20 protein-coding genes and 1 other RNA gene are annotated in these 18,055 nt (G+C 43.5%); 13 read left to right on the top strand and 8 right to left on the bottom strand.

Features of this window, described 5'->3' with window-relative positions; genetic code table 11:
• From AAEY79_RS08780 to AAEY79_RS08755, 6 genes are all read left to right on the top strand, one after another.
• On the top strand, nucleotides 1-639 hold the full coding sequence (locus tag AAEY79_RS08780; RefSeq protein WP_352288043.1) for a DsbE family thiol:disulfide interchange protein: 639 nt from the start codon (nucleotides 1-3) through the stop codon (nucleotides 637-639).
• 140 nt (nucleotides 640-779) lie between these two features.
• Nucleotides 780-1,283 carry a cytochrome c-type biogenesis protein gene (locus AAEY79_RS08775; RefSeq protein ID WP_374190022.1) on the top strand — a complete coding sequence of 168 codons (504 nt, stop codon included), beginning with the start codon at nucleotides 780-782 and terminating at the stop codon, nucleotides 1,281-1,283.
• Entirely contained in the window at nucleotides 1,280-2,560 is a 1,281-nt protein-coding gene (gene ccmI, locus AAEY79_RS08770; RefSeq protein ID WP_352288040.1) for a c-type cytochrome biogenesis protein CcmI, read from the top strand. Before AAEY79_RS08775 ends, ccmI begins: the two co-directional genes overlap by 4 nt.
• Before the next feature lie 216 nt (nucleotides 2,561-2,776).
• Nucleotides 2,777-3,433 (top strand): adenylate kinase, encoded by a 657-nt coding sequence (gene adk / locus AAEY79_RS08765; RefSeq protein ID WP_101211447.1) that lies wholly within the window; start codon nucleotides 2,777-2,779, stop codon nucleotides 3,431-3,433.
• A 173-nt stretch (nucleotides 3,434-3,606) separates the two neighbouring features.
• Complete coding sequence (locus AAEY79_RS08760; protein WP_101211448.1) at nucleotides 3,607-3,981, top strand: alpha-ketoglutarate-dependent dioxygenase AlkB; 375 nt, start codon at nucleotides 3,607-3,609, stop codon at nucleotides 3,979-3,981.
• The gene (locus AAEY79_RS08755; protein WP_352288037.1) at nucleotides 3,926-4,141 is read left to right on the top strand and encodes an alpha-ketoglutarate-dependent dioxygenase AlkB; all 216 of its coding nucleotides are present in this window, start codon (nucleotides 3,926-3,928) and stop codon (nucleotides 4,139-4,141) included. Before AAEY79_RS08760 ends, AAEY79_RS08755 begins: the two co-directional genes overlap by 56 nt.
• A gap of 102 nt (nucleotides 4,142-4,243) precedes the next feature.
• Here AAEY79_RS08755 and secB read toward each other — a convergent pair whose 3' ends face one another.
• The 4 genes from secB to rsgA form a co-directional block, all read right to left on the bottom strand.
• Nucleotides 4,244-4,696, bottom strand: coding sequence for a protein-export chaperone SecB (gene secB / locus AAEY79_RS08750; RefSeq protein ID WP_025652811.1), 453 nt, complete (start codon nucleotides 4,694-4,696; stop codon nucleotides 4,244-4,246).
• 253 nt (nucleotides 4,697-4,949) lie between these two features.
• The gene (gene grxC / locus AAEY79_RS08745) at nucleotides 4,950-5,213 is read right to left on the bottom strand and encodes a glutaredoxin 3 (RefSeq protein WP_025652812.1); all 264 of its coding nucleotides are present in this window, start codon (nucleotides 5,211-5,213) and stop codon (nucleotides 4,950-4,952) included.
• 314 nt (nucleotides 5,214-5,527) lie between these two features.
• Nucleotides 5,528-5,983, bottom strand: coding sequence for a rhodanese-like domain-containing protein (locus tag AAEY79_RS08740; RefSeq protein WP_025652813.1), 456 nt, complete (start codon nucleotides 5,981-5,983; stop codon nucleotides 5,528-5,530).
• A gap of 157 nt (nucleotides 5,984-6,140) precedes the next feature.
• On the bottom strand, nucleotides 6,141-7,244 hold the full coding sequence (rsgA, locus tag AAEY79_RS08735; protein ID WP_201576528.1) for a ribosome small subunit-dependent GTPase A: 1,104 nt from the start codon (nucleotides 7,242-7,244) through the stop codon (nucleotides 6,141-6,143).
• Nucleotides 7,245-7,490: 246 nt separating this feature from the next.
• On the opposite strand from rsgA, the gene orn reads away from it, so the two are divergent.
• Nucleotides 7,491-8,078: an oligoribonuclease gene (orn, locus tag AAEY79_RS08730; RefSeq protein WP_025652815.1), complete on the top strand. Its 588-nt coding sequence runs from the start codon at nucleotides 7,491-7,493 to the stop codon at nucleotides 8,076-8,078.
• A gap of 122 nt (nucleotides 8,079-8,200) precedes the next feature.
• On the opposite strand, the gene AAEY79_RS08725 is transcribed toward orn, so the two are convergent.
• Together AAEY79_RS08725 and AAEY79_RS08720 are read right to left on the bottom strand one after the other, a co-directional pair.
• Nucleotides 8,201-9,061: a UDP-2,3-diacylglucosamine diphosphatase gene (locus AAEY79_RS08725; protein WP_201566866.1), complete on the bottom strand. Its 861-nt coding sequence runs from the start codon at nucleotides 9,059-9,061 to the stop codon at nucleotides 8,201-8,203.
• Between the two features lie 168 nt (nucleotides 9,062-9,229).
• On the bottom strand, nucleotides 9,230-9,745 hold the full coding sequence (locus AAEY79_RS08720) for a peptidylprolyl isomerase (protein WP_025652817.1): 516 nt from the start codon (nucleotides 9,743-9,745) through the stop codon (nucleotides 9,230-9,232).
• Nucleotides 9,746-10,111: 366 nt separating this feature from the next.
• Between AAEY79_RS08720 and AAEY79_RS08715 the strand changes: the two genes are divergently transcribed.
• The 5 genes from AAEY79_RS08715 to AAEY79_RS08695 all read left to right on the top strand — a co-directional run bounded on the left by AAEY79_RS08715 (nucleotide 10,112) and on the right by AAEY79_RS08695 (nucleotide 16,057).
• Complete coding sequence (locus tag AAEY79_RS08715; RefSeq protein WP_201566864.1) at nucleotides 10,112-11,851, top strand: glutamine--tRNA ligase/YqeY domain fusion protein; 1,740 nt, start codon at nucleotides 10,112-10,114, stop codon at nucleotides 11,849-11,851.
• Between the two features lie 250 nt (nucleotides 11,852-12,101).
• Nucleotides 12,102-12,914: a phospholipase D family protein gene (locus AAEY79_RS08710; RefSeq protein WP_173239851.1), complete on the top strand. Its 813-nt coding sequence runs from the start codon at nucleotides 12,102-12,104 to the stop codon at nucleotides 12,912-12,914.
• Between the two features lie 245 nt (nucleotides 12,915-13,159).
• Nucleotides 13,160-13,798: a peroxiredoxin gene (locus tag AAEY79_RS08705; RefSeq protein ID WP_201566862.1), complete on the top strand. Its 639-nt coding sequence runs from the start codon at nucleotides 13,160-13,162 to the stop codon at nucleotides 13,796-13,798.
• A 228-nt stretch (nucleotides 13,799-14,026) separates the two neighbouring features.
• Nucleotides 14,027-14,689: a glutathione S-transferase family protein gene (locus AAEY79_RS08700; RefSeq protein ID WP_201584352.1), complete on the top strand. Its 663-nt coding sequence runs from the start codon at nucleotides 14,027-14,029 to the stop codon at nucleotides 14,687-14,689.
• A 423-nt stretch (nucleotides 14,690-15,112) separates the two neighbouring features.
• Nucleotides 15,113-16,057: a DUF4377 domain-containing protein gene (locus tag AAEY79_RS08695; protein WP_201584355.1), complete on the top strand. Its 945-nt coding sequence runs from the start codon at nucleotides 15,113-15,115 to the stop codon at nucleotides 16,055-16,057.
• 137 nt (nucleotides 16,058-16,194) lie between these two features.
• Here the strand turns inward: AAEY79_RS08695 and ruvC are convergent, their stop codons facing one another.
• Nucleotides 16,195-16,779 carry a crossover junction endodeoxyribonuclease RuvC gene (gene ruvC / locus AAEY79_RS08690; RefSeq protein ID WP_010199263.1) on the bottom strand — a complete coding sequence of 195 codons (585 nt, stop codon included), beginning with the start codon at nucleotides 16,777-16,779 and terminating at the stop codon, nucleotides 16,195-16,197.
• 153 nt (nucleotides 16,780-16,932) lie between these two features.
• On the opposite strand from ruvC, the gene AAEY79_RS08685 reads away from it, so the two are divergent.
• The gene (locus AAEY79_RS08685) at nucleotides 16,933-17,556 is read left to right on the top strand and encodes an FxsA family protein (RefSeq protein ID WP_025652823.1); all 624 of its coding nucleotides are present in this window, start codon (nucleotides 16,933-16,935) and stop codon (nucleotides 17,554-17,556) included.
• A gap of 140 nt (nucleotides 17,557-17,696) precedes the next feature.
• Here the strand turns inward: AAEY79_RS08685 and ssrS are convergent.
• Nucleotides 17,697-17,892, bottom strand: a non-coding RNA gene (gene ssrS / locus AAEY79_RS08680) — 6S RNA.
• Nucleotides 17,893-18,055: the final 163 nt, after the last annotated feature.

Below are 18,055 nucleotides of genomic sequence, written 5' to 3'. Positions count from 1 at the left end.
ATGAGTACGTCAAACAACACCTCTAACCAAAATGCTAATAAGACCATCAATAAAAAGCAGCTAAAGATATGGTTTCTGATTCCGCTCATCGTTTTTGCAGGCTTTGTGGTTATGCTCTATATGCGTTTGGGCCAGCCGACTGAAATCGTCACCAATACTGCTCTTGAGCGTCCGGTGCCTGCATTTGAGCTGCCGTTATTGTCAGATACCAGTCGTATTATGACCAACGACAATCTGCCTGATCAGCCGTTTTTGATGAATATTTGGGGCTCTTGGTGTCCCACTTGTATTATCGAGCATCCTTTTTTAATGCAGTTAGAAGAGCGCGGCGTCAATTTGGTTGGCGTCAATTACAAAGATGACATCGGGGATGCGCTAGGATATCTTAACCGCGGCGGCGATCCCTTCTCGATGTCTATTCAGGATTTGTCGGGTCAGTTTGCGTTAGACTTAGGTTTGACGGGAGCACCTGAGACTTTCGTGGTCGATGGTGAAGGGGTTATTCGTCAGCATATTATCGGTGAGATTAATGAGAGTAATTGGCAAAGTCGTATCACGCCTTGTCTCATGGTACTCAACGAAGCCAATAAACGCGATGTCAGTCCCGACCCCAATCAGGTCAGGGAGGCGTGCAAATGATAACGATGCCTATAATGACTATAAAGACAATGACTATGCCGACAAAGCACATGAAAACTCTGACCACAGCATTGGCTAGCTTCATATTTGCGTGTTTGCTAAGTATAAGCCTTGGTATGACTATAAACATGGGCATAAGTATGAGCGCTTATGCCGCCATCGATGTTTACGACTTTGACTCTATACAACAAGAAGCTCAGTATCGAGGTCTCATTGAAGAGTTTCGTTGTCCAAAATGCCAAAATCAAAACCTTGCAGGTTCTGATGCGCCTATTGCCCAAGATTTAAAGCAAAAAACCTACAATATGGTCAAAGATGGTCGGAGTGATACCGAGATTCGCAGTTATATGCAGGAGCGTTATGGCGACTTCATCAGTTATAAACCGCCTGTCCGTCCCTCAACGTGGATACTATGGTTTTTTCCACCATTATTACTCGTGCTTTTAATAGTTGGTTGGTTTTGGCGAAGCAAGCGCCATCAGCGTGTTGCTAGTGGTCAAAGCGGCGTGACGGTAAATAATGGCGCTGCTGCATTGACGGTAGCAGAACAAGCTGAACTTGATCGCCTGTTATCACGTGCTGATAGCAAAGATAGCGTCAATAGAACAGATCATGACATCACCAGCATCGAGGACAAAAAATGACCCTATTTTCTACTGTTGGCTTATTTATTGCCCTAAGCTTACTTATCGCTTTAGTTCTTGGTTTTATCACCATAATGCCGTGGTTAAGAGCCTCACGCGCAACAGATAAGCCCGTGGACAATCAGCTACTCGATATTAATATCGCTGTCTTTCGCGCTCGTCTAGCAGAGCTAAAAACTGATAAGGATACTGGTACGATTGATGATAGTCATTATCAATCCCAAAAGCTTGAGCTTGAACGTCAGCTTTTAGATGCGCAGCGCGTAGTGACGCCGATGATTGCGCCCGGTATCAAAAGCAGGTTAATCATTGTAGTCTGGGTGCCAGTGTTGGCAGCGATGGCGTATCTGATGGTCGGTGATCGCACGCCTGTATTTGAGCTGTGGGCGGCCGAGGATAAAGTCGGTCAAGTTGCTGATGATTTATTGGCAGGTAGGATTGACCAGCCGCCAGCTTGGGCCATCGAAGATGGTCAACAGTTGATTAGCGCTATGCAGACCAACGTCTATCGCCATGCTGATGATTATAATCGCTGGATGCGCTTGTCCGAGCTGTTCTTATCACTAGAAGCGACAGATTCTGCACTAGAGGCTTTGTCGCGTGCCTATCGCTTAGCGCCCGATAATGAAGAGATTGCGACGACCTATGCGCAGATTAGCTTTTTTGCTAATAAAGGGCAATTAGATGCTAATAGCCGCCGCGTTCTAGAAGGAGTGCTGGCCAAAAATCCACAGCATGAAGGCGCGCAAATGCTCATGGCAATGGGTGAGGCACGCAGTAGTAACTTTGATCAAGCACAAGGCTGGATTACGCGTCTGCGCGCTAGCATTTCAGCAAAGCCAGGGGATCATACGCAAGCGCTGGCCAGCTTGGATGAGCTGAGTGCCAATGTGAGCGCTCAGCAACAACAAGCGTCTGAAGGTATTGACGTTACAATAACCATCAATACTAGCTTGTTACCGTTGGTCAAAGCCGATGATGTCTTGTTTGTAGCGATACGCGATGTCAAAGGTGGTCCGCCGTTTGCTGCTAAGCGTTTGCCAATTAGCGTGATTAAGCAAGGTGAGGTTAATATCAGTCTAAGCGATCTCGATGCCATGATGCCGACACGGACACTAAAATCTGCCCGTGCGGACAAGGTACAGCTGGCCGTCATTGCCCGTATTAGTCACAGCGGTAATGCAGTCGCCGAGTCCGGCGATTTATCAGGTAATCCTGTGGTGATTAGCGCTGAGCAAAATCAGGTCAATGTCGACATTAATCAACAGGTTCCTTAATCTTTATTTCTATGTTTTTTACTTTTGATACCAGCGCTGTTGCCCATCCGAGCAGCGCGCAATAGCATTATTTGAACAGCTAAGTCATGGCAACTTATCGCTGTAATACTGAAAATACTTGAGCTTTGTAAAGCCACAAGGTAAGGTAGCTTTGCAATCAACCAATCCCTGAGTTTTATTTGTCCCAAAATCCCAATTATTAAGGAGAATCGTGTAATGATGCGTATTATTTTGCTAGGTCCACCAGGCGCCGGTAAAGGTACCCAAGCCCAGTTTATCTCTAAAGAATATGATATTCCGCAGATCTCAACGGGTGATATGCTGCGTGCAGCAATCAAAGAAGGTAGTGAGCTTGGCAAACAAGCCAAAGACATTATGAATGCTGGTGGTTTGGTTTCTGACGATCTCATCATTAACCTAGTGAAAGAACGTATCGCTAAGCCTGATTGCGCGAATGGTTGTATCTTGGATGGTTTTCCACGTACGATTCCGCAAGCCCAAGCGCTTGCTGATGCAGACGTCGCGATTGATCATGTGATCGAAATCAGTGTCCCTGATGACGAAATCGTCAAGCGCCTATCTGGTCGCCGCCAACATCCAGGCTCAGGTCGCGTCTATCATGTCGATCACAATCCACCAAAGGTCGAGGGTATCGACGACGTGACTGGCGAAGCGCTTATCCAGCGTGAAGATGACAAAGAGTCGACCATTCGTGATCGCTTAGCGACGTATCATGAGCAGACATCAGCGCTCGTTGGTTTCTATCAAGACAAAGCCAGCAAAGGCGCTGATGCGCCTAAGTATGATAAGTTTGATGGTACTCAAGGCATTGATGATGTGAAGCAGCAGATTTTGTCTGCGCTAAAAGGCTAAAATATCCTCGATATGTAGTCTATTTATATAAAAGAGACCTCGACTTTGAATAGTCGGGGTTTTTTTATTTGAAAGTCATAGCTTTTAGTCAATATTTGCGTAGCGCGAGATAAAATAACCAGTGTATAGTTAAATATAAATCGTCAAGCTATTGTTAATGGAACAGATGTGACATGGATAAACCAACACTAAATATCATATTTCATCCTGATCTCATAAAGCCATCCTTTGCATCTGAAGTCTTTTTAATATTAAAAGAGACCGTAATTTGGAATAAGCAAATGACTTCTAGGTATACAGAAAGCTTTGGTCTTTCTTATCATTATTCAGGAATGAGTTATGATGAGAAAAAAATGCCAAAGATTATTCAAGAGATAGCTTTGATCATAGCAGGGGTAGTTGGTTATTTACCGAATAATTGCTTAGTAAATTATTACCTAGATGGTAGTAGCAAGATGGGCTTTCATTCAGACGATACGAGTCAGTTAGCTGATGGAACAGGTGTCGCTATTTTGTCGTTGGGGGGTGGCTCGAGATATGCTCTTTAAGCACAAATATTTTGAAAATATTACGGAGTCTTTTCATCTTACGAATGGAACGTTAATATATATGAATGATAGTATTCAAAAAGAGTGGTTACACTCGATTCCTAAAAGTGACACTCAGTCCGGCAGAATCAGTCTTACCTTTAGAAAATTAATAAAGTGATGACTAAAAACTAATTATATCTTAAACATAAAAAAGCCGCTTACTCATTATAAGTAAACGACTTTTAGATACTGCTATATCAATACGTCATCAAGCTAAAACTTATGCGTTACCTTCAGCATCGATTTGCGCTTGCTGTTGGCTCTGTGCGTAAGCTTGGTCAAAGTTGACAGGGGCTAGTAGCAATTGCGGGAAGCTACCACGTGTCACGATGTCACTGATGACTTCACGAGCATATGGGAATAGCACGTTCGGACAGTATGCACCTAGGATTTGACCGATTTGATCTTCTGGAATGTCTTTTAGCAAGAAAATACCCGCTTGATGCACCTCAGCGATAAATGCCGCTTCTTCTGCATTTTTTGCAGTAACGCTAACGGTCAAAATCACTTGATAATGATCGTCGTCTAGCTTTTCAGCATTGCTTGATAGATTGATATCAAGCTCAGGGTTCCACTCTTTGGTGAATACGCCTGCGCCTGGTACTTCAAGTGACATGTCTTTGACATAGATGCGCTCTAGTGCCAATTGTGGTTGTGCTTGTTCTTCAGCCATGATAATTCCTCTAAAAGTTAATCAAATGAGTGGGCAAACAATAATTGTAATATAAATCGAGACTATGTTTCGAAGTTATTTTGAAGTTATTTCGATATGATCTCGATGTTTTTTACCAATATTTTTTATTTGCCATTGTCTCTCTTTATGCACGTTATACATGCGGTATTTGCACCTGCGATTCTGACACAGGTGGTTTTCACCAACGTAAAGATAGCACAGGTAAAGAGAGACCGTCAGCAAAGTTAGCAGATTAACCTGCTAATAGCTCGTCAAGTTTGCCCTGTTGATTCATTTGATTCAGCTCATCAAACCCACCGACGAAAGTGTCACCGACGAAAATCTGTGGCACAGTGCGGTAGTTATTGGTTTTTTTCATTAGCGCTTGGCGTTCTTCGCTGCTGATGTCATGCATGCCGACTTCTTCGTAATCAACGCCTTTAGATTTTAGTAGTTGTTTGGCGTTTGAGCAGTAAGGGCAGATAGGGGTGGTGTAAACTTTAACAGATACAGTCATGGTAAATCCTTATTTATTGGTTTTTGGCGACAGTTTTATTATAAACACTCATGTTATAAAAAATATTATAATCCGTCACCAACGAGTAAATGGCAAATGTAATTGCGTATGCTCATTATAAAGTGGGGATGGGTAGGATAAATTCAAGCCAATCCAGTCCAGTCCAAAAGCTGTGAAAGTAGCATAAATGCCACACAAAAAAAGACACCCAATAAAGAAGTGTCTTTTTTCGAATTTTGCGCTGCTAGCAGTGAGAACGAGCGCGTAGGCTAAACAAGCTATTTAATTCAGTAATTTTAAGCAAGTTATGCAAACTACTTATGCAAGCTCGGTTTTGCCTTGCCTTTATTTTTAGACTTGGCATCTTTTACACCGACCAATGGCATGCCAGCACTTTGCCAACCGCCCACACCGCCTTCTAAGCGGTAAACACTGTCTTTGCCAATCATTTGGATGGCTGCGCCTGCTTGCACGCCCATATCGCAAATGATGATGACTGGCTGCTCAATTGCACGAATCTCTTCGATGCGGTCTTTGAGGTCAGTAAAAGGTATGTTGCGGCTGCCTTGGATATAACCGGTCTCAAACTTCTTTTTGGCGCGAATATCGATAAGCTGCGCGTTTTGCGAGTTCACCATCATCCCAAGGCTATTGGGCGATATTTTCTTACCGCTACGTTTGTTTTCGATGGCAAAGAACAGTACGGCAAGTACGGCCAATATGCCAAATAAAAACGGGTGGTTGCCCACAAATTCTAGCGCACGATCCAAAACATACCTCCAAAAATAAGTGTTCTATTAAGCTGAGAAGACAGCCTAACGATTGCGAACAAGGCGCTATTATACCGATAAGGCCATCTATAGTAAACGTGTGATGCTCAACCTAGGGTTCAGCGCTTAATAAGACAATGTATGAGTAAGACAATGCTTAATAAGGCTTAGTGTCCGCTTCTTCTCTTAACGTGACCAAGTTCTCAACGCGGCGCTGCAACACTTCACCATCAGAGACCGCTTGCCATAACGCGCAGCCTTTGCTGTTGTGAGTGTGCCGACAATCACGGAACTGGCAATCACCTGCCAGTGGCGCAAGCTCCACAAAGCCTGAAATGATATCATCTGGCGTCAAATGCCAAATGCCATATTCGCGAATACCTGGGGTATCAACGATTCCGCCTTGGGTTAAATCTTCGGGCTGGAAGGGTAACAAGCGGCTCGTAGTGGTGGTATGTTGACCAAGCTTTGAGTTCTCCGAGATGATATTGACGATTTGCCCAGAGGCTGGTAATAGCGCATTGATTAAGCTGCTTTTACCGACACCAGACTGACCCGCAAAAATCACCAATTTTTTATCGATGTAGCGCTTTAGCTCATCTAACCCTTCTTGCTCATCGCTATCAGCAATATTTTCTGGGCAGTCAACAGAGGTCAATACACTTTCATAACCAAGCGCCGCATATTGCGCCAATAATTCACTAGTATCGACGCCGTTTTCTTGCGCCAGTAAATCAGCTTTATTAAGGACGAGTAGAGGTCTTACACCCGCATGATGACAAACGACCAAATAGCGATCAATGAGGGTCGGTGCAGCAGCAGGTAGCGGCGCAAACACAATGGCGAGAATATCGACATTGGCAGCGACGGGTTTGAGCTTATGATAACGGTCAGGACGCGAAACCAGCGAGGTGCGCGGTTTGACGGATTCGATACGTCCAAAGCCAGTGTTAGGGTCGGCGTTCCAGCGTACGTGGTCACCAGCGGCCAACATCGGCAAGTTGGTACGTACGTGACAACGCCAAATATCGCCTAGCCCCAGCTCCTGCCAAAACGGCTCAGGGTCGTCAGGCGCAACCTCCGGCTGCACTGGAATGACAGCGGGCAAGCTGGTCACTTGTACTTCTAATTGCTTACCATAATGCGCCATGACCACGCCATCCATCAAACTGTCATCGATGCTGTCTTGACTGTCCAGCTGTTGTTTGTCGATGCGACGAATCTGTTGTTTAGTCAGCTTGCGTTGCCGGATTAATGCCATGGGAGTGTGACCTATTAAAAAAATATTGCTAAGTGTAGCGTGAAAATTTGCTAACATACAGCCTAAAGCGCTTGTGCCAGACAGTGGTTTTGTAATGTTTGAGTTTTTTTAGGCGTTACGAGCTAATAGGCGCATCGCCATGTCATTTGCACATTGCCAGCTATTGATGATTTATTTAAGTAACATTGCTACAAAATTGTCTCAGCTGCAAAACTGTCTCAAACTTTATTGACCATAGGATATTTTATGACTACCGGCGACCATCCCAATAAAATCAAAATCAAAAATCAAGGTAAAAAAGGGTTGGTATGGATTGACCTAGAAATGACCGGACTTGATACCATCAACGATGAAATCATCGAGATTGCTACCGTGGTGACGGATGAGGATCTCAATGTCCTTGCCGAAGGGCCTGTGTTTGCGATCAAGGTATCGGATCAAGTGTTAAATAAAATGGATGACTGGAATACCAAGCAACATGGCCAATCAGGCTTGGTTGACCGTGTACGCCGTAGTACCGTGACCTTGGCAGAAGCAGAAGCTGAAACCATTAAGTTCCTTAATAAATGGGTCGATAGTGGTAAGTCGCCCATGTGTGGTAACTCAATCTGCCAAGATCGCCGCTTTATGGCGCGTCAAATGCCAGAGCTTGAGCGATTTTTCCACTATCGCAACCTGGATGTCTCATCGATTAAAGAGCTGTGCTTTCGCTGGCGTCCTGATATTCTCAGAAATTTTGAAAAAGGTGGCAGTCATTTAGCCTTAGACGATATTCGCGATTCTATCCGTGAGCTAAAACATTATCGTCAGCATTTCTTTAAACTCATGCCTTAGGATAATGGTGAGCAGAATAACGGTTCGCAGAATGTGAAATGTGAAAAGCTATAAAAAAGGGTCTGTTACTTATGCAACAGACCCTTTTTCTTTTAAATGAAAGGTACTTAATGAGGCGAACTCTACACTGAATATTTAAATTCAAACAAGCCAAATTCAGTATTGTTACCTTTAGAATGGTTGCTTGCTGAATCTTCACCTTCTGTCGTAATTGCGCCAACGACCACCACGACTTTGGGTTGACGTTTGTCTTCGTCGAGCAAGCGCCAATCACCAAGAACGTAACGGATTTTGTCATTAGCCGTCTGATGAATATCTGGACGATGAGTATGTCCGTGTAATAGCGCATCATGATTATTAACTGCTAGTGCCACTGATTTTTCATTAACGTCCATAATACGCGCCGCTTTATTGGCGTTATTTTTTTGACTTTTTTTACGCATGTTCTCGGCGATAGCCAAGCGTTTTTTTAGCGGTTTATTCAGCAAATACCACTGGATTAACGGGTTACGCATCACTTTGCGAAAAAACTGATATTTCTTATCATCAGTACATAGCGCGTCGCCATGCTCTAATCGGTAACTTTGTTGCCCAACCGTTAAAAGATAAGGCTCGTTAATCAGCTCACCGCCAAATAAATTACAAAACGGCTGACCCAATAAAAAATCACGATTACCATGCATGACTAAAATCTCGCAACCTGCGATCCGTAGTTTTTTTAATTTGACAATTAATGGTGTGAGCCAATGGGTTTGACGCTCATCTTCTGATAAGGACAAATAAACATCATCACCCAGCCAAACCTCAAACCAATCGCCTAAGATAAACAAACGTTTTAACGCAGGCAGAGCAAGGCAATCATCGAGCAGCGCCAAAAAAGCCTGCACTAAGGCAGGCTCTTCCGGTGATAAATGCAAATCGCTAATCAATACTTGCCGCACGCTATGAGGGCGGGTGGTAATTAGGTGGTCAAAACTTTGCATTTATCCTTATCCTAATGTAGTAAACCAAATATAAACCTATTATGGCGTCAGACTCGCTTACTGTACTAGTCGTACAATTTTCGCTTGTCTTCCTTGTACTAGATTCATATTTGTTTCACTATAGATTATTAAAAATGTACTCATTCAAGTTGCTTATTCAGAAACAACTTATTCAGAGACAATAGTCGCTGAATTGATAATGACTGGCTCTTTTGGTACGTCAGCATGCATGCCGAAACGACCCGTTGGTACGCCGCGCATTTTTTCGATGACGTCCATACCACTGGTTACTTTACCAAATACGGTATAGCCCCAACCTTGCATGTTTTTGCCAGAGTGGTTTAGGAAATCGTTGTCTTTTACGTTAACGAAAAACTGGCTGGTTGCTGAATGCGGATCTTGCGTACGCGCCATCGCAATCGTACCTTTGTCGTTTTTTAGACCATTGTCCGCTTCGTTTTCAACGGGTGCGTTGGTTGCTTTTTCATTCATTTCGGCGTCCATTCCGCCGCCTTGAATCATAAAGCCATCAATAATGCGATGAAAAATCGTGCCGTCATAATGACCAGACTTTACATAGTTTAAAAAGTTCTCTACCGTTTTTGGTGCTTTTTCTTCGTTGAGTTCGATAACGATCGCACCCATACTGGTGTCAAGTTCTACTACTGGTGGCATGTCTACCATGGGATAATCCTTTTTGATTGCAGCGCCTAAAATGACGCTGTTAAGTGGTGGATAAAAAGTTGGTGGTTAAAAGTTAGCGTTAGTCTAACGGCTTTTTTGTCGTCTGTCATGTATCAGGCTGTTAATGCATTTGCAAAAGCTGATAGAATAACGCAACTTTCCCTTTTTAATGGTTTTTGAACGCCAGTGTCAATACGTTAATTTTGACACCCCAATTTTAATAACTGAGTTTTTGACCATTTATTTTTAATACCTTAATGCTAACTATTTGATTTTATTGGTTAGTCTTAACAGCTTGGTTTAATTTTTCATGGGGCGTGATGGCACGCGGCATGAATGGACAATTTGCGTTAGGAGCAATGCCCGATGAGTGAGCACTCAAACAACAATGTACAGAAAGATGAACAAAAAAACGACTTTATTCGTAATATCATTCGTGACGATGTCAATGCGCAAAAATACCAGCAGATTGTAACCCGTTTTCCGCCTGAGCCAAACGGCTACTTGCACTTGGGTCACGTTAAATCTATCTGTCTAAACTTTGGCGTCGCTAAAGAGTTTGGTGGCATCTGTCATTTGCGCTACGACGACACCAATCCAACCGCAGAAAAACAAGATTACATCGACAATATCAAAAACGATGTGCAGTGGTTGGGCTTTGACTGGGCAGGCGAGGCGCTACATGCTTCTAGCTACTTTGACCAGTTGTATGCGTGGGCGGTACAATTGATTGAGCAGGGTGATGCGTATGTCGACTTACAAACTCCAGAGCAAATCCGCGATAATCGTGGCTCATTTAATGAAGCCGGCAAACCGTCACCACAGCGTGATGCCAGTGTCGCAGACAACTTAAAGTTGTTCGAAGACATGAAACACGGTAAGTTCGAAGACGGCAAAGCGGTATTGCGTGCCAAAATTGACATGTCTGATGCCAATATGAACATGCGCGACCCCATTATCTATCGTGTGATGCATCAAGAACATCATCAGACCGGTGATAAATGGTGCATCTATCCTATGTATGATTTTGCCCATCCGTTGTCAGATGCGCTAGAAGGCATTACCCATTCGTTATGTACGCTAGAGTTTGAAGATCATCGTCCGTTTTATGATTGGATCGTCAATAAAATCGGCTTCGAGCAACCACCGCATCAGTATGAGTTCTCACGCCTCAATGTCGACCATACGTTGACCAGTAAACGTAAGCTCAAGCAATTGGTCGATGAAGGTATCGTCGATGGCTGGGATGATCCGCGTATGCCGACCGTCGCTGGTATGCGTCGCCGTGGCTATACGCCTGAGGGCTTGCGTGATTTCTGTGATCGCGTTGGTATCTCCAAAGCGGATGGTGTGACCGATATGCGTCTGCTAGAGTTTAGTATTCGTCAGTCATTAGACAATACGACAGCACGCGGTATGGCGGTGCTTAAGCCATTAAAAGTGACGATAACCAACTTTAGCGATGCGGTCAGTCAGTGGGAAACGCTCAAAGCAGATAGCGTCAATGCGCGTTTTGACGCTGAGACGCAAACCTTATGGCTGACGCAGCCAAACCATCCTAATGTTGATATGGGTGAGCGTGAGATTCCGTTTACCGAGACGCTTTATATCGATCAAGGCGACTACGAGATTGAGCCGCCAGCAGGTTATAAGCGTCTATCACCGGAAAAACCAGAAATCCGTCTGCGTAATACCTATGTCTTGGCTGTGACTGAGCATGTGCTAGATGATGCAGGCAATGTCGTTGAGCTAAAAGCAACGATTGATCCGGCAACGCTAGGCAATAACCCTGAAGGTCGTAAGGTCAAAGGTGTGATTCATTGGGTATCGGCCAGCCAAGGGGTTCCAGCCACCGTGCGCTTATACGAGCAGCTATTCAGTGTCGAAGATCCGAGTAGCGTCGCTGACGTGCATCAAGCATTGAATCCTAACTCGTTGACCAAGCTAAATGCCGTGGTTGAGCCATCATTGGTCAATGCGGATGCTGGCACACGCTTTCAGTTTGAGCGTGAAGGCTATTTTATCTCTGATAGCGAAGAGCACAGCAGTGACCAGCCTGTCTTTAATCAAATCGTCAGCTTACGTGACAGCTATAAACCGGCTTAATTTATTGCGATTAGCGCTACTAGCGTTTATTTGAGACAATACTAAACAAAAGTAGTTTGCAAGCTGGCCCATTTCTAGTACGCTAGGGATGGGCTTTTTTGTGGATAATACCAAACCCAAAAAATACGATTAGTTTTGTCAAACTTGCTTAGTCTAATAAATGTAGTACTGGCATGCGTTTTCCTTACTACTCAAGTTTTTGTGAATGGTATAAGTGTAAATTTTAATCGTAAGGTGTGAGGGTGCAATCATGGCAAAATTTTTAAATAGCAGCGGGACGACGTATCATCTAGAAGAATTGATTAAAAATGCGTCTGACAGATTGATTATTATTAGCCCCTACTTAAAGTTAAATGAGCGTATTAAAGAGCTGTTAGAAGACCGTAATCGTCTCAAAATCGATATCCGTATTGTCTATGGCAAAAATGATTTACATCCAGAAGAGATTAATTGGCTAAAAAACCTGACCTTTATTCGTACTAGCTTTTGCAAAAACTTGCATGCCAAATGCTACCTTAATGAAAATGAATGCATCATTACCAGCCTCAATCTCTATGAGTTTAGCCAAGTGAATAATAATGAGATGGGGGTGCTTATTTATCGTAATGAAGATGCCAAATTATATGCTGATACTTATGAGGAAGCGCAGCGCATTATTCGTATCAGTGATGAAGTGCGCATGTCCCTTGAAAAAGTACATGATAGCGATAACAAGAGCGCCCTTAACAACGGCTCTAATAATGGCGCTAATAAAGATTCTAAGAATGGGTCGAGAAATACGTCCAGTATGCTATCTAGTGCTGGCAAGGTAAGCACAGACTCAGTTGCCAGTAACGCTACAGAAGCGGCAACGCCTAATTATTCTAAGCTGACGACGGCGAAGCTGGCGAAAGAGTTGGGCTTTAAGACGCAAGAGTTAAACGATAAGCTCCTTGCCGCAGGCTATCTAATAGAGCAAGAAGGCGAGTTGGTATTGACGGATACTGGCCGTGCGGCTGGTGGTACCAGCAAACGTGGTAAATTTGGCGAGTTTTGTTTATGGGACTCTGGGATGGTGGTATAGATGCAGGTTTCATCGGAGCTTATGCGTTTAGACCTAAATGGCATAAGCGCATTACAATCCGTCACAAGACATTCATAACCAGTTTGTTAAGATGAAATAGGATTTCCTGACGGGTACTCCGTTATTTTTATAGCGCTACACGTCAATGATAATAATAGAGCGCATGACCTTCTTTAGATGCTAACCTTTTAATATTAGCTTTTAGATACTAGCGCTCATCACTAACGATAGTTAAGGAATTAAGCATGGCACATTTACGTTTAGGTGACAGCGCACCGAATTTTGACGCCACAACCACAGAAGGCGATATCAATTTTTACGATTGGGCAGGCGACAGCTGGGTCGTTTTCTTTTCGCATCCTGCAGACTATACGCCAGTATGTACCACTGAGCTTGGTCGTACTGCGGCATTAGGCGGCGAGTTTCAAAAGCGCAATGTAAAGGCGATCGCTTTATCAGTTGATGGCTTAGAAGATCACAAAGGCTGGGTTAGCGATATTGAAGAGACTCAAGGAACTGCTGTCAACTTTCCTATCATTGCAGACTCTGATCGCACAGTAGCCAATCTTTATGACATGATTCACCCCAATGCGGATAATACAGCGACGGTTAGAAGTGTCTTTATCATCGACCCTAACAAAAAGGTACGCTTGACCTTAACCTATCCAGCCAGCTGTGGCCGTAACTTTGACGAGATTGTACGAGTCATTGACGCCATGCAGTTGTCTGATAAATATAACGTCGCTACGCCGGTCGATTGGAAGGACGGCGATGATGTTATCATTCCACCAAGCGTAAAGAATGAAGACATCGCAGCCAATTATCCTAAAGGTCATACAGAAATTAAGCCTTATTTGCGCACCACGCCAGCACCTAATAAATAAAGTGAGCGTTTTTGCAATTGCTTAAAAAATAAAAACCCTATAACTTACTGTTATGGGGTTTTTTACCATTCATATCACAAGCAGCGACAAGGTTTTGCTATGATAAAAACCAATAGTCACTGTGCTAAGCGAGCAATAACAAGCTTCTGCGCTTTGATGATACAACGATAGTCATAAAAATTTACCGTTATCGTTCTTTTCGGAAATGATACTTAAAAGGAATTTGCCATGAAAAAACTATATATAACTCGTACTGCACCCAACCCTCGAAAAGCCCTTATATTACTTGCCTCAAAAGGTATCGATGTCGATGATATGGATGATATCGATGTGGTAGACATTGATTTTGCTGCCAAGGAACAGATGTCAGAGGCTTTTACTAAGATAAATCCCATGCAGACAGTGCCAGTTTTAACCCTAGATGATGGCACAGTGCTCAATGATTCGCAGGCGGTTTGTGAATACCTTGACCGCGTTTATGGTGAGCGCTCAGTGATGGGCAATGATGTGGTTCAGCGTGCACAAGTCTGTTCGATGCGCCGTATTGCGGAGTTTGAAGTGCTTTATAACTTGATGTTGGCCTTTCAACACAGCCATCCATCAAAGGCACAACGTGTTGAGCAAGTCTCTGAATTTGTAGCACCATCCATCGCTCGTGCGGTCAAAGCTTTGGCATACTTTGAAACCAGCCTAGAAGGTCATGACTATTTGGTCGGGGATCAACTGAGCTTTGCAGATATCGTGCTATATCTAGGCTTGGACTTTGGCAAAGCATTAAAAGTAGATCCTACTGCCCATGGCGAAAACCTTGCGCAGTTTTATGCGAGAATGCATGAGCGCTTTAGCATTAAAAAAATGGCAAAAGCGAAGCCTACGGAAGCTAATGAATAGTGAACATTTAATCCTTATCTGCTAAAGCCCTAAATATTTTGTGCTGTGTACTGAACGTCCAAATAGGGATGGTTAACAAAATCTGTTGATCATCCCTATTTTTTTTGGACTTACTATGTCCATTTAGAAGGCGGACTTAAAAAACAATTAATAAAACGAAACGTTTCATTACATAAGACAATAGGATCGAGGTTATAGTAGTTAAATTGTACCGGATTGCTGCTATTAGTTTTATCGATATAAATAAAGATAAAAATCTTTATAAGTTAATACAGTAAAAGTAGATATTAGATATAGTCGATCAATATATAGTTTGGAGACAAGGAAAGCGAGCCAAAGTACTACAGCTAGTAGGCTAAGCAAGGCGGACAGCGTATCCAATTTATATAAGATTGACTATAAGCTTAGTAAGAGGGATGTAATATGGTAGGTATGAAGACACAACCCACCACAAAATTACTGTTATTGCCCAGTGTATTGGCAGTAATCCTGACATTGGGAGCGTGTCAGAAGAACGCGCCACCTGCCGAAAATGAGGCGTCAGACACTACGCAAAGTGCAGAGGTCATCGGTAGTGCAGCGGAGATTGAGAATGGCGCTGATATTAATGAGTCTGATATTGACGAGACAGTAGACGCGTCTAAGGTCGCCGAACTTAGCCCAGAACAACAAATGATTGCCAACCTCGCTCGCTATCGTTGGACACTCTTGACTGCCAAGGATGCGAGCGCTCAAGCATTAGCACCACTAATGAATATTAACGACCAGGTGACGCTATTATTCAATCAACATCAAGGTCAAAACACCTTAAGTTATAGCGTTGGTTGCAATACGATGAGTGCTGGCTACGAGTTACAAGCCCAGATACTGACGACCGAAGACAGTATGAGCACCAAGATGTCTTGTGGCGATCTTGATAGTGCAGAAAATCTATTGAATACCTTGATGCAAGGTAATAGTGAGCTGTCTGTGTCTGCAGGTGAGCCTCCACTATTGACGCAAGTGACCAATGATTCGATGACTTTGGTTTGGACGGGTAGGCTTACGGCACAAGCAAAGTACAGTGGTAAAGGCAAGACCGTATTTTGGGCCGTGAATAGTGAAAAAGTGGCTTGTGGCGATGGTGATTCGAGTATGTGCCTGCAAGTCAAGCCTGTCACTTATGATGATCAAGGCCTGAAAACCAGCGAAGGTGAGTGGACGGCATTCAACGGTGATATTGATGGCTACCAGCACGACGGCATGCACGAAGAAGTACTACGCCTACAACGCTATCAAGTCAATGACATCGAAAATCCTGATAATGAGTCAACCGAAGCGTACGCCTATGTATTGGATGCGGTGATTGAAAGTTCTGTGGTAGAGTAAGTTGGTCAACAGCTTTATTTAGATGCTGGTTTTCAAAAACTATTAACAGCATTGGTTTAAACCAAAAACACGCATCATTTGATCGCGTGTTTTTTTATGGAGATTTTCTTTATTTTATTATATTTTGGCTTCTTATCTTATCGTAAGTTACCTAAGTCTTCTTCGGTTAAACGCCAGCGTCCTTTTTTCTTAGAGGCCCCGCGTCCACGCATGGCGCTATTTAGGAGCAATTTGTTCATTGAATGGCTTGAGTGCGCATGACAAATGGCGCAGGCAAGACCATCAGCGGCATCTTGTTGTGGCACGACATCTAAAGACAGTATGCGGCAGACCATCTCCTGTACTTGTTCTTTGGCTGCGGCACCATAACCGCAAACCGCCTGTTTAATCTGGCGTGCGGTATACTCTGATACTTCCAAATCCAGTGCCACCATCGCGGCGATGGCTGCGCCTCTTGCTTGCCCAAGTTTCAGCGCAGAGTCTGGGTTTTCTGCCATGAATACTTGTTCAATTGCCGTATAGATAGGCTCTTCTGCATATTTTAAATGATGCTGAGTAATACGCGTCAAGCCATTAAAAATACGCTTTAGGCGTTCAGGCATCTCTTTGGTATCCGTACGAATAGTACCCGCATCAATATACGTCAGCTTATCGCCCGTTTGTTGCACGATACCATAACCCGTCATACGTGAGCCTGGGTCAATCCCGATAATAATTGCCATAGTCTTCCGTCTTGCTTTCATTTTGTTTAATGGCTTAAAAATAGGCCTTAAGTTTGATAGTATAGCAATCAATCCCCATATACATCATATGTTAGCCATCTTAATTTGCATGGCGCTCAATTTATTGGTTTTTATTTTATAGGACGACACTTTATGGGTCAGATAGTTGGTATTGCCATCGTTTGGTTTATTATCGAGATGCTACTGTGGTATTTAATTGCTCAGTTTATGAGCGGTTGGTGGGTATTCATGTGGTTCATTATCGCCGCTGTCATCGGTATCACCTTTATTCGTAAAGGTATGGCAGCGCTAAATCCGATGGCTCAGCAAATGAAAGCGGGCGGCATGATGAACCCAGCGATGCGTCCACAAGAATCAACCATGCTTAAAAGTGTGGCCATGGCAGCGGCTGGCATTTTGCTACTTATTCCAGGTGTGCTTAGTGATTTGCTCGCGTTATTGGTGGTACTACCGCCGGTGCAAAAGAAGCTCAAAGACTTTGCTAATAATTACGTCATGAACAACCAACAAAAAATGATGGAGATGATGGCCAAACAGATGGGCGGCGGTCAAAACCCGTTCGGCGGTGCAGGTGGTATGGGTGGACAAAATCCATTTGGTGGCGCTGGTGGCGGTATTAATGGTCAAAACCCATTCGGTCAACAACAACAAAATCCGTTTGGGGATGTGTTCAAGCAGCATACAACTGTTGACGGCACGGCAAAAAATATACCTAAAGATGTCAAAAAGATTACCAAATCTGCTAATGATGAATAAAAGTTAGTGAAAAATCGAACATAAAAAAGCCCCTTACGTCAGTGACGAGAGGGGCTTTTTGGTGGTTGTTATCAGCTTTTTACAAACTTATAGGTATTAATAAACCTAGTGAATATAAATAGAGAGACAACTAACCGAATATAACAACCGAAGTGCCGCCGTAAGATGGTGACCCATGAACCGTGAAGTTCAGGGCGGATGCGTCATTGCCTCTGCAGGTTTCCTGATACACCGCAAGCGGTGCAGGCATACACAATGAAGCAATAGGTACCACATCCTGGTAAAGCATTATCGGCTCAGGGAATAAACATCTACTAGCCAACACTTCAGAATAGATTTATCTTAACCAATGGCATAGCTGATTGCAAGCGCGGTTTACAGATTTATACGTCTCTTTAGAAATGCGCAGCAATCATAGCAGCGGTATTTTATACAATAACTAATAGAAGAAAAGGCTTGAAAGCGTTGAAACAGCAGGATAAACGCGCAGTTTTTCAGC

The organism is Psychrobacter sp. GW64-MNA-CIBAN-0177 (genome assembly GCF_040309585.1).
Classification (GTDB): Bacteria; Pseudomonadota; Gammaproteobacteria; order Pseudomonadales; family Moraxellaceae; genus Psychrobacter; species Psychrobacter okhotskensis.
This window is presented reverse-complemented; position numbering and strand designations above follow the sequence as displayed.

Bases quoted from the DNA above. Each gene is read 5' to 3' on its own strand.
- AAEY79_RS08780 (WP_352288043.1), top strand. From the start codon at position 1: ATGAGTACGTCAAACAACACCTCTAACCAAAATGCTAATAAGACCATC.
- AAEY79_RS08775 (WP_374190022.1), top strand. From the start codon at position 780: ATGAGCGCTTATGCCGCCATCGATGTTTACGACTTTGACTCTATACAA.
- ccmI (WP_352288040.1), top strand. From the start codon at position 1,280: ATGACCCTATTTTCTACTGTTGGCTTATTTATTGCCCTAAGCTTACTT.
- adk (WP_101211447.1), top strand. From the start codon at position 2,777: ATGATGCGTATTATTTTGCTAGGTCCACCAGGCGCCGGTAAAGGTACC.
- AAEY79_RS08760 (WP_101211448.1), top strand. From the start codon at position 3,607: ATGGATAAACCAACACTAAATATCATATTTCATCCTGATCTCATAAAG.
- AAEY79_RS08755 (WP_352288037.1), top strand. From the start codon at position 3,926: ATGGAACAGGTGTCGCTATTTTGTCGTTGGGGGGTGGCTCGAGATATG.
- secB (WP_025652811.1), bottom strand. From the start codon at position 4,696: ATGGCTGAAGAACAAGCACAACCACAATTGGCACTAGAGCGCATCTAT.
- grxC (WP_025652812.1), bottom strand. From the start codon at position 5,213: ATGACTGTATCTGTTAAAGTTTACACCACCCCTATCTGCCCTTACTGC.
- rsgA (WP_201576528.1), bottom strand. From the start codon at position 7,244: ATGGCATTAATCCGGCAACGCAAGCTGACTAAACAACAGATTCGTCGC.
- orn (WP_025652815.1), top strand. From the start codon at position 7,491: ATGACTACCGGCGACCATCCCAATAAAATCAAAATCAAAAATCAAGGT.
- AAEY79_RS08725 (WP_201566866.1), bottom strand. From the start codon at position 9,061: ATGCAAAGTTTTGACCACCTAATTACCACCCGCCCTCATAGCGTGCGG.
- AAEY79_RS08720 (WP_025652817.1), bottom strand. From the start codon at position 9,745: ATGGTAGACATGCCACCAGTAGTAGAACTTGACACCAGTATGGGTGCG.
- AAEY79_RS08715 (WP_201566864.1), top strand. From the start codon at position 10,112: ATGAGTGAGCACTCAAACAACAATGTACAGAAAGATGAACAAAAAAAC.
- AAEY79_RS08710 (WP_173239851.1), top strand. From the start codon at position 12,102: ATGGCAAAATTTTTAAATAGCAGCGGGACGACGTATCATCTAGAAGAA.
- AAEY79_RS08705 (WP_201566862.1), top strand. From the start codon at position 13,160: ATGGCACATTTACGTTTAGGTGACAGCGCACCGAATTTTGACGCCACA.
- AAEY79_RS08700 (WP_201584352.1), top strand. From the start codon at position 14,027: ATGAAAAAACTATATATAACTCGTACTGCACCCAACCCTCGAAAAGCC.
- AAEY79_RS08695 (WP_201584355.1), top strand. From the start codon at position 15,113: ATGGTAGGTATGAAGACACAACCCACCACAAAATTACTGTTATTGCCC.
- ruvC (WP_010199263.1), bottom strand. From the start codon at position 16,779: ATGGCAATTATTATCGGGATTGACCCAGGCTCACGTATGACGGGTTAT.
- AAEY79_RS08685 (WP_025652823.1), top strand. From the start codon at position 16,933: ATGGGTCAGATAGTTGGTATTGCCATCGTTTGGTTTATTATCGAGATG.